At 29.4% G+C, this 10,961-nt stretch carries 10 protein-coding genes; 3 read left to right on the top strand and 7 right to left on the bottom strand.

The features are described 5' to 3' along the window. Positions 1–100 precede the first annotated feature (100 nt). A complete protein-coding gene (locus FAY47_RS15655; protein ID WP_143317837.1) occupies positions 101–1,414 on the bottom strand; it encodes an aspartate kinase in 1,314 nt (437 codons plus the stop codon). A 226-nt stretch (positions 1,415–1,640) separates the two neighbouring features. Between FAY47_RS15655 and FAY47_RS15650 the strand changes: the two genes are divergently transcribed. From FAY47_RS15650 to FAY47_RS15640, 3 genes are all read left to right on the top strand, one after another. After that, complete coding sequence (locus tag FAY47_RS15650; protein WP_143317836.1) at positions 1,641–2,816, top strand: class I SAM-dependent rRNA methyltransferase; 1,176 nt, start codon at positions 1,641–1,643, stop codon at positions 2,814–2,816. 83 nt (positions 2,817–2,899) lie between these two features. Further along, on the top strand, positions 2,900–3,982 hold the full coding sequence (locus tag FAY47_RS15645) for an AI-2E family transporter (RefSeq protein WP_143317835.1): 1,083 nt from the start codon (positions 2,900–2,902) through the stop codon (positions 3,980–3,982). Between the two features lie 151 nt (positions 3,983–4,133). Next, positions 4,134–5,054, top strand: coding sequence for a hypothetical protein (locus FAY47_RS15640; protein ID WP_143317834.1), 921 nt, complete (start codon positions 4,134–4,136; stop codon positions 5,052–5,054). A gap of 46 nt (positions 5,055–5,100) precedes the next feature. On the opposite strand, the gene FAY47_RS15635 is transcribed toward FAY47_RS15640, so the two are convergent. The 6 genes from FAY47_RS15635 to FAY47_RS15610 all read right to left on the bottom strand — a co-directional run bounded on the left by FAY47_RS15635 (position 5,101) and on the right by FAY47_RS15610 (position 10,871). Next, positions 5,101–6,561, bottom strand: a complete 1,461-nt coding sequence (locus FAY47_RS15635) for a glycoside hydrolase domain-containing protein (RefSeq protein WP_243129636.1) — start codon at positions 6,559–6,561, stop codon at positions 5,101–5,103. Between the two features lie 72 nt (positions 6,562–6,633). Continuing rightward, entirely contained in the window at positions 6,634–7,158 is a 525-nt protein-coding gene (locus FAY47_RS15630; protein ID WP_143317833.1) for a sigma factor-like helix-turn-helix DNA-binding protein, read from the bottom strand. Positions 7,159–7,418: 260 nt separating this feature from the next. Beyond that, positions 7,419–8,015 (bottom strand): DUF1643 domain-containing protein, encoded by a 597-nt coding sequence (locus FAY47_RS15625; RefSeq protein WP_185966857.1) that lies wholly within the window; start codon positions 8,013–8,015, stop codon positions 7,419–7,421. 48 nt (positions 8,016–8,063) lie between these two features. Then, positions 8,064–8,783: a 2-phosphosulfolactate phosphatase family protein gene (locus FAY47_RS15620; RefSeq protein WP_143317831.1), complete on the bottom strand. Its 720-nt coding sequence runs from the start codon at positions 8,781–8,783 to the stop codon at positions 8,064–8,066. Then, on the bottom strand, positions 8,780–9,721 hold the full coding sequence (locus FAY47_RS15615) for a TIGR01212 family radical SAM protein (RefSeq protein WP_143317830.1): 942 nt from the start codon (positions 9,719–9,721) through the stop codon (positions 8,780–8,782). Before FAY47_RS15615 ends, FAY47_RS15620 begins: the two co-directional genes overlap by 4 nt. 67 nt (positions 9,722–9,788) lie before the next feature. After that, entirely contained in the window at positions 9,789–10,871 is a 1,083-nt protein-coding gene (locus tag FAY47_RS15610; protein ID WP_143317829.1) for a hypothetical protein, read from the bottom strand. Between the last annotated feature and the right edge of the window lie 90 nt (positions 10,872–10,961).

Genomic DNA, 10,961 nt, shown 5'->3' with positions numbered 1-10,961 from the left:
AAGTATATTATTCCAAATCTACCATCAAACAATACAAAAAAAGAATGTAGTAGATTTGTTTTACACAAATCTATCTACATTCTCGCCTCCCTTTAACTATCTAATTGAAAGCTCCATAAATAGCTCTTATAGTTCTTTCAAAATCATCATTTTCAATACCTACTAATATATTCATTTCCGATGAACCTTGATCTATCATTCTTATATTTACATTTGCATTTGTTAATGCGCTAAAAATTCTAGTTGCGACACCCTTTCTTTTTGCCATTCCTTTTCCTACTGTAGCTATTAACGCCATATTAGGATGTACCACTACGGAATCTGGGTCACATGCTCTGCGAATTTCCTCAACTATCTTGTCAGTCTTATTCTTAAGCTCACTATCTGAAATAACAACACATACTGTATCAATTCCAGAAGGCATATTTTCAAATGATACGTTATTCATTTCTAACACTGAAAGTACCTTCCTACAGAATCCAAGTTCTGAATTCATCATAGCTTTCTCAATAGATATAACAGTAAAATCTTTTTTACCTGCTATTCCTGTTATTGTCTTACACTCCTTTTCATCTGTATCTTGTACTATATATGTACCTTCATCTTCAGGTCTATTAGTATTTTTAATATTTATTGGAATACCCATTCTTCTCACTGGGAATATTGCTTCCTCATGAAGTACAGATGCTCCCATATATGATAATTCCCTTAATTCTTTATACGTAATACGGCTTATAGCCTTAGGATTTTCTACTATCCTTGGATCTGCCATTAAAAATCCTGAAACATCAGTCCAATTTTCATATAAATCAGCTTCTATACTAGCTGCTATTAATGCACCAGTTACGTCTGATCCACCTCTTGAAAATGTAATTATATTCCCTTCTTTATCTGCCCCATAAAATCCAGGAATAACAGCCTTTTCAACATTTCTTAAAGTATTTCTTAATAATTCATCTGTTTCTTTTGAATTTAAAGTTCCATCATTATTAAACACAATAACATTTTTTGCATCAACAAATTCATATCCTAAATACTTAGCTAATATCAACCCATTTAGGTACTCTCCTCTACTAGCTGCATATTCTTTCGAAGCACCAGCTTCAAGATCTTTCTTTACGATACCTAAGTGTTTTTGGATATCAAAATCTAATCCCAAGTCATTGACAATTCCAGTATACCTTTCATAAACATGCTTAAAAACATCATCTAATGAAATTCCAGTCATAACATGTGCATGACAAAGATATAATAAATCTGTTATCTTTGTATCTTTTGCATTTCTTTTTCCTGGTGCCGATGGAACCACATATCGCCTATTGCTATCTGCAAATACTATTTCTTTAACTTTGCTGAACTGTGATGCATCTGCAAGTGAACTTCCTCCAAATTTTGTAACTACTACAGAATTCATTTTTTTGCCCCCAATATATTTAATTTTCTAATGCCTATTCTATCAACTTTCGAATTTTTTTCAATAGTTTTTACATAAATTTTCGTCTTTTTTTAAAATTACATTTCTATATTCTTTAATTAATATTAAGTATTCTTAATTATTCTTAATTATGTTAAATAAAGATACCATTTTCCCTATAAATACTGTTATAATCTTAGAAGAGTCTTTTTGAAAGGAGATAATTATGACTAGCAAATTTTATTTACATAAAGGAAAAAATAAAAGAGCTGAAGGCGGACGTCCATGGATATATATAGATGAAATAAATGAATATGATGGTGATTATGAAAATGGTGATATAGTCGAAGTATATAATCACAAAGGATATTTTATAGGAAAAGGCTATATTAATGATAGAAGTAAAATAACTATTAGAATCATGACTAGAGATAAGGATGAAGAAATAGATAAAGAATTCTTTAAAAACAGATTAAAAGCTGCTTTTGAATATAGAAAAACTGTTATAGACACATCTTCTTGTAGATTGGTTTTTGGTGAAGCTGATTTACTTCCTGGATTAACTATTGACAAGTTTGAAGATTACTATGTTATACAAATTTCAACTTTGGGAATGGATAAATATAGAGATATTATAGTTCATCTTCTTGTTAATGATTTCAATGCTAAAGGAGTATATGAAAGAAGTGATATAGCTACTCGTGAGATTGAAGGACTTGAGCAAAGAAAAGGCTTTTTAACTGATGAATTTGATACCAATATTCAAATTATTGAAAACGGAGTTAAGTACATAGTTGATATTGAAAATGGTCAAAAGACAGGATTTTTCTTAGATCAAAAAGAAAACCGAGCTGCTATTCATAGGATATGTAAAAACAGGGAAGTTTTAGATTGTTTTACACATACCGGCTCCTTTGCATTAAATGCTGGCATTGCAGGCGCAAAATCAGTACTTGGTATAGACGTATCAGAACATGCCATTGAATGTGCGACAAAAAACGCTGAACTTAATAGCTTACAGGATACTGTTAAATTCGAATGTCATAATGCCTTTGATGTATTATCTACATGGTCAAAGGAAGGAAGAAAGTTTGATGTAGTTATTTTAGATCCTCCAGCTTTCACTAAATCTAGAAACACTATTAATGGAGCTAAAAGAGGATATAAAGAAATTAATCTTAGAGGGCTGAAAATGGTTAAGCCTGGAGGATACTTTGTAACTTGCTCATGCTCACACTACATGAGCGAAGATTTACTAAAGTCCACAATAAATGAAGCTGCACATGATGCTCACAGAATATTAAGGCAAGTTGAATTTAGAACCCAATCTGCAGATCATCCAATACTATGGAATTCAGATGAAAGTTATTACTTGAAATTCTTTGTATTTCAAGTTGTGTAAATTTAAATTTAAAAAGTAGTGACATACAAAAAGTCTACCGTTACTACTTTTTCTAAAAATATTTCTAAAGAGGTGACTTCAGGATGAATTTTTTGAAAGACTTACTAAAAAAAGATATAACCAAAAGACTTATTGTCTTATTTATAATTATCTTTTTCTTCTTCATACTAAAATCAATGCTTAATCTGTTCTTACTAACATTTATATTCACCTACATAACATATAGTTTTCAAAAAGGGATTACCGACAAATTAGATAAGTATATTAAAATAAATCCAACAATAATAACATTATTCTTGTATTTAATCTTATCAACTGCAATCGTATTTTTTGTGTCTACATATATTCCAATAATTATCAAACAGCTAGGTGAGATAATTTCAGAAATAACTAACTTTAACTTTGATTCAATTAATATTGGATTTCTCTCTCCTTATGTAAGAAAATATATTCATGAAATTGACTTTATATCAATCATAAAAGGGGCTGGATTAGATCAGATTTTAAGATATGCCTCAAACCTAGGAGCTTGGGGATTCAATGTTTTTATAGCTTCAATATTAAGTTTATTCTTTTTACTTGAAAAAGATAAAATTAAAGAATTCTTTTTTAAATTTGAAGATAGTAAAATTTCTATGGTCTATAAATACACATTAGACTTTGGAACTAATTTTTTAAACTCATTTGGTAAAGTAGTGCAAGCTCAATTAATTATCGCTTTTGTAAATAGTATTTTATCTACAATAGCACTATTCTTGTTTCACTTTCCTCAAGTTTTGGGGCTCGGAGTTATGATTTTTATATTCAGCTTGGTTCCAGTTGCCGGTACTATCGCTTCATTAATTCCTCTTTGTATAATAGCTTATACTATAGGCGGATTTAAAACAGTTTTTTATATTCTTATTCTGATAGCTGTTTTACACGCTCTAGAAAGTTATGTATTGAATCCTAGATTTATGGCTGATAAAACCGAACTTCCTGTTTTTATCGTTTTTATCACTCTATTAATATCTGAACACTTCATGGGAGTCTGGGGACTGCTTCTTGGCATACCTCTTCTCATGTTTATTTTAGATCTATTAAATGTTAAGTTAGGTTCTGCTGGTAAGAAGCCTAAAGAAAAGTTATTAAAAATAAGTCTTAATTCTTTGAAATTAAAAAAGTAACCTTGTTATAAGGTTACTTTTTTTATTCTCTGTATTAATGATAAAAATAATACTCTTTACCTATTCACTAACCTACTCTTTTTTCATTTTTTTCCTTTTATGTGATATAATATAATAAAAAAATAACCACTTGCGAAATGGGGGGATTGATATGGTAACACAAAAAATGAATTTAATTTATTCTGTATTAAAAGAAGAGCATTTTGAATTATCTGCAGCATCATACGAAAAAGATGAATATCATATTTTTTATAAGAGTGGTCTAGTCTTAACAATTGACCTATCTACAGATATAATAAATGCTACTATGATGTATTTTGACATAAATCATGAGTTTGTTTCTTATACATATAACTTAGATAATGAAAGTTCCTTTGATGATTTGTTGGAACATGTACTAAATATTATTTCAACTAATAGTATGCTTCTAAAGTGGAACTTAACATTGTATGAATTAATACATTTAGATAAGTTAATTTTCCTATCCATGAAAGACTTATCATTATGTAAAACAAATGATAATGTAAGTTCCATTAAAATTGATAGAATTATGAATTTTGATAAAGAACTTTTCGATATGTTACTTGGTCCATCCAATGAAAACAACCAAATTACATCACTTTACAATAAGTTAACTCATGAAAAATTTAAGATAATAATTATAGAAAAGACTAATACTGGTATCTCTAATATTACTAGAGCATTATTTATTAGAGATGGTATCCTAATTACAATATTCTATGAAGAATCTGGAGTTGTTTTATGTGGAGATATTTTTTTCCAAACCAACCATAAGATAAATGATAATATATATATTGATAATAAAGATATAGTAGATTCATCAAATGACAATTTTATATTATATAAATTAAGATTTTCAGAAAAAACCTTTGATCATATTGTATACTTATTGGATCATACTAATATTATTTATAAGAAAATTCATAATAAATCTTACAAAAAGATCAATTTATCTAGTAGTGTTGAACACTTAACCCAAAAATACCATAGCCGTCTAGACTCAATAAGTAATGAATTATCATATGAAGATTTAGAAATGTTAGGCATGTAACCTTATATAAATTTAGAACTCATCAAAATGATGGGTTCTAATTAATTTATCTTGATATTCCTATATCTCTCCCTGAGCTAATACTATTATCTATTTTTATATTTCCATCTATAATTTCTATCGAGATCGTTGATATCTGATCTATAGCCCAATCTTTAGGTAATGGGTATCCAATATTCCCGCTAAATTCTGTTGACATATCACAGACAAAACTACTACAAGTATAACCAGCCTTGCTAACTATACTGCTAATTTTTCTTGGAGCATATATTCCTACTTTAAAACTTGTTCCAATATCATTAAACACCTTATAAATTTCAGCAAAATACTCTAAAACTCCCTTTATATACTTATCTAGAGCATCAAAATCTACTGCAAAATATATAATTCCTTGCTTTAACCTAAGATTATTTACTGCCTCAATTGCATCCTTTGCATCATTACTTCCTTGGAATGTGCTAAAATAATCACCTTTGTTTCCAAAGGTTTCAAATATGGGAACAAAGTTCAATCCCTCCTCAAAGATAATATTCAATTCACTAGGTGTGATTTTATAATTACCAGTAAGGTATCTCCCTACTGATATATATCCATTACTCCTTAATGCTTTAGCTATTGCAGGGGTAATTGTTGTTGAACAATCACAAATTGTTCCTTTTCTGCTTTCATCTCCTTTACTTACTAGCAGTGATGCCCACGTTTGCATACCAGCTACTCCAGTTTCATCCAAGCTAGAGAACCTCTGAAAATCCGTTACTGCTTTCTTTGTATTCTCTCCATACAATCCATCAAATCCACTTGAATCAAAACCGTTCACATACAAAGCATATTGTAACAAATATATAAGTTTACTTTGTCTGCTACCTAATCTTAATCTAGGACACCTTGCTTTTGTTGCTGGTCCAAAATTGCCATTAGGCTCAACTATTCCTTCTTCGATCTGCAAAGCATAAATTAACGCCTTATTAGTTATTCTTTCATAAATTCCATCACATGGAACCAACCCTATGCTAGCTCTAAAATACCCATTAGAAGAATAATCCCTATTTAAGTTTTGTTGAACTTTACGAATCTTAGAATCTCCTAAAAGCTTAAAAGAATCCATATTTAGCAATGCTTTCATTAAAAGTGAATCTACAACTCCTGTTAAATTCGTTAATCCTGCATCTGATTGAAACTCTATTACTGCATTTTTTGTATTTTCCCCAAACGTCCCAGTAAATCCTGTTGGATTGTACCCTTTGCAAAATAACGCACCTTGCAAAATGTAAACTTGATTTGCTTTATCGGACCAAATTGCTATATCCTTAAACGCACTAGTAGTTGCCGGTCCAAAATTACCATTAGGCTCAGTTATTCCAAGCTCTATTTGTAAAGCTATTGTAAGTGCCTTTATTGTATTTCCTCCGGTTATCCCATCTTCATCTATTACAATATATCCCTTCTTTCCACTATACGTTCTATTTAGCCATCGTTGAGTTATTTTTACCGCTTCATCTACCATCATTAACATCTCCCTCTTATTTCAATAAAAAACAATCATATTTATAAACTTACCCCCGATTTTTAGCTATATTATTTAACTTAGGGCATTTCTATAAGTCTTTTCTAAAATGCTTAACGCAGATTTTCTGCTTTTATATACAGCTTGTCTTGATATACTTAAAAAATTAGCAATTTCACAATCTGATAAACAGTATTTATATCTCATAGTTATAACTTTTTTCTGTTTATCTGATAAACTTGAAATCAATTCATCAAAAGCTAAAGACGAATTATCCATAGGATTACAAGAATACTTTTTATCAATTTCTATATTTGTAAGCATTGAATTATATGTAACATTCTTATTTTTAGCTTGTTTATAATAAATGTTTATACAATAATTTTTTAATGAAACAGATATATACTTGTATAACTCCTCTTCTGATTTAAAATTAGAAATATTTATTTTCTTAGTAAGTTGCCAAAGAAATAATACAATGTCATTTTTATACAACTCAAGTTGAAAACTCATGGTTAAAAACTCAATTTTCTTATTAAACCTTGAATAGATTGCATCAAAGTTTTTATCAGAGTTTATTAGTAATTCTATTAACCTCATAAAATCCCCCCTAAATAAGAACTACATATACAATAACCAAACATATGTTCTCATTGTAAACCTTGAGAGAAATTTTTTCCACAAAAGATATTAATAAACAAAATGAGATACTTGTCCTTTAATGACCCACAAATAGAATATATTCAATTATCACACTCCATGAAAACGCAATATTTACCCTTTTCCTTTATACCGCTTTAAATATTTAAAGCAGTATTTTATGCATAAAAACATAAAATACTGCTTACTATAAATCTTTTTCATTCAAATAAATTTTCAAGTTTATCTTTATATGACCAAGCCAAACAATGCTTAGGATACCCTTTCTTACTTACTTCCCCAACTCTCAAGATATGCTTTTTCTGAGAATTATTCATCATTTCATACCTTAAAGACTTTAATATTAATTCCACTCTGCTTATATATATTTCATCTAAACCCTCTAAAGGTTCTCCCCAAGCAGCAATTATATAATCAGCATCATGTATTTCTTCAGCTATTACTTCATCATTATAAAGAATATCCTCGTTTCCTTCTATATATTCTCTACCTCTTAAAATACACTCCTCATATAAATCCTCTCTTGAATATTCATATACTGTAAAAAGATTTACTATCGTTAGTTTTTGTATTCCTTTAAACTCATCCTTGTTTTCTTCCATAAACTTAACTATTCTCTTATATAGGCTATTGCAACTATCTTCCTCTACTCCCTTAGGAGCTCTAGATATAACTAGAACGTGACTTCCTTTTTTACCAAGGTTAAATGAAACTTTATAACACCTTTCTCCTCTTTCATCCTCAGTAACATTAATACCCTTTTTAATAACAGATTTAGGATACTTGCATCTACACATAGTCATTCCCCTTTTATACCAGATTACTAATTAATATTTAATAATGTTTTAACTTATTCCTATAATATGTCCTTCACTGTATTCGGGTACTATATTAGTTATGTTTTTCTGAACACAATAATTGATATCTTTTTCTAACCCTAAATTAATCATAACATTATAATGCCTTGCATTACTTATATATTCTAATACATTAGTAGATTCTTCATATAACTTCTCTGCTGTAAATGCTATATCTGTTAGCTCCACATTATTATTAATTTTTTTAATTTCGTTAATAATAAGGCCTGTACATATATAATCATCCATAGAAAATTGGCCATTCGTTCCAGCATTAACTATAACTAAATCCTTGTTAACCTCCATCAACCTATTAGCTAGAGCTCTTGCATTAAGCATACATCCAACAAATATTTTATCTGCAGCTGTACAATTAGTTAAAGTTCTTGTTCCATTAGTTGTTGTAATTATTATCGTCTTACCAAAAACTTGTTCCTTTGTGTACTCTAAAGGAGAATTGGATAAATCAAATCCATCGATTCTAACAGCCCTTCTCTCTCCTCCTAAAATACAATTTTCTTTTCCTAACCTTTTTCTCATCTCAAATGCTTCTTCTACAGTTAATAAGGGTATTACTTCTTTGCAACCATTCATTAAAGCTGTTGTAATGACTGAAGTTGCTCTAAGCATATCTATTACCACAACAATATTATCCTTAATTATATCTTCTCTTATGTAGTCTGCTGAAATAATAACATCAATCTTCATAAATTCATACCTTCCTTAAATTTTTCCCCTTGATATATATCATTATCTTCCATAGCTTTATCTATAGCATTTAAAACTTCCCATTTCTTTAGACTCCACATAGGTCCAATTAACAAATCCCTTGGAGCATCACCGGTTAACCTATGTACAACCATATCTTCCGGTATCATTTCAACTGACTTACACAATAAATCTATATACTCTTCCTGAGATAAAAATTCTAATTCCCCTCTTTCATATAACTTAACCAAAGGAGTATTTTTCATTAAATGAAGTAAATGAAACTTTACTCCTTTTGCTCCTGAATGAGCAATATATTTCACTGTTTTAAGCATATCATCTTTAGTTTCACCTGGTAATCCAAAAATGCTATGAACAACAAAATCTATATTTCTTATTTTTAACTCCTCTATAGCTTTTTCAAAAACTTCTAACTTATATCCTCTATTTATTTTTTTAGCTGATTCATCATTACAAGTTTGTAACCCAAGCTCTATCCAAACATAAAATTTTTTATTTATTTCTTCTAACAAATCTAATACATCTTCACCTAAACAATCAGGTCTTGTAGCTATAGCTAAAGCCACCACGCCTTCCTGTTTAAGTGCTTCTTCATATTTTTCTCTTAAAACTTCTATAGATGCATAAGTATTAGTGTAAGCCTGGAAATAAGCAATATATTTGCTACCATTCCACTTCTTTAACATCATCTTCTTTACATGATCAAATTGCATCCCAATAGAAAAATCTCTATCCCCAGCAAAATCTCCTGATCCTCTTTCACTGCAAAATAAACATCCACCACTACTTATAGTTCCATCTCTATTAGGGCAAGAAAAACCTCCATCTAAAGATATTTTAAAAACTTTTTCTCCAAACTTTTCTCTTAAAAAGTGATTTAAGCTATGATATCTTTTCCCATTCCATTCTTTCCCCATAGTCATCCTCCTCCAAATAAAAATATCATACTTATAATAACAGATTAAAATTAAAAATGCTAAAACACTATTTCTCCATTTCTTTCTTTATTATTCTCATATCCTTCAAATCCACTAAATAAGTTCCTTCAGAATCTTTATCTCCCTTCATTCCTGTAGATTTCACAAACACTCCTCTATCTGTAACTCTAAGAATATCTAGAGAATATTTATCACTTGGAAAGACTACATCAAACTTTAATGGCAATAATTCTCCTGTTGGATTTTTATATATCCTGATAGTTGATCCCTTTCCTTCCTCTATAAACTGTACAATTAATTCTCCATCACTATCAGAGAACAATAGCTTTTGGACATCTACATTCTTTAGTACATCATACCCCATTATATCTTCTGCTATCGGTTTTTCTAAAAACTTCTCTATATTTTCATCAACATTTACATCCTGTTGTCCTCCTTTTCCTTCTCCTTTTGCTTCTCCATATGCCTTTTTAGTTTTATTCACCAAAGCTAAAGCTATTATTGCATTATTCCCACGTGTCGCAGTCATAGCTATAGATTCTCCCTGAAAACCTATGTTGATAAAAGAAATTTCACTTTCTGGTACATCTTCTTTGGTTATCACTACCTTCCCATCTTTAGGGAATACTTGCTTAGGTAAATCTCTTCTTCTTAAAAGCAATTGACTCTTCCCAGTTTCTTCATCTATCAATCTTAAAGAAGTTCCATCTTTATATACTTGTTTCAAGCTCTTAATATTTACGTCATCTATTAAATACTTATCATCTACTTTAACTACTTTTAAATCTAGACTTTCAAGATCAGCCCTTACAACATTCTTACTTCCCCTTATTAATAGATATCTTATATATGCATAATTTGATCCTTCTGATACTAAATCAATTTTATATGAATCTATTTTATTTTCTCTTATTTTATTAATTTCATTTTCATCTATAGTCTCATTTCTACAATACTTATTAGCTTCATTAATATCATCATTCGCCAAACCCCTCATAAAATTGTTCCCTGACTCTATTGCTTCATTAATATTAAATAAGTACAATGACACTTCTTTCGCTGACCTTTCACAACCAATAATGTTAATTGGTAAAACTAATATTAAAACAAACACTATAAATTTTTTCATAAAAAACTCCTCTTTCTTATTACTAGATACTAATAAGTTTAGTTTTCCTTAGAAAATTCTCCTTATACCATTGAATTAGAATAAATACAT

The sequence above is a fragment of the Clostridium sp. HBUAS56017 genome, from assembly GCF_007115085.1.
Lineage (GTDB): Bacteria > Bacillota > Clostridia > Clostridiales > Clostridiaceae > Clostridium > Clostridium cibarium.
Note: the sequence above shows the minus strand (reverse complement) of the source record. Positions and strands in the feature narration are given on the sequence as shown.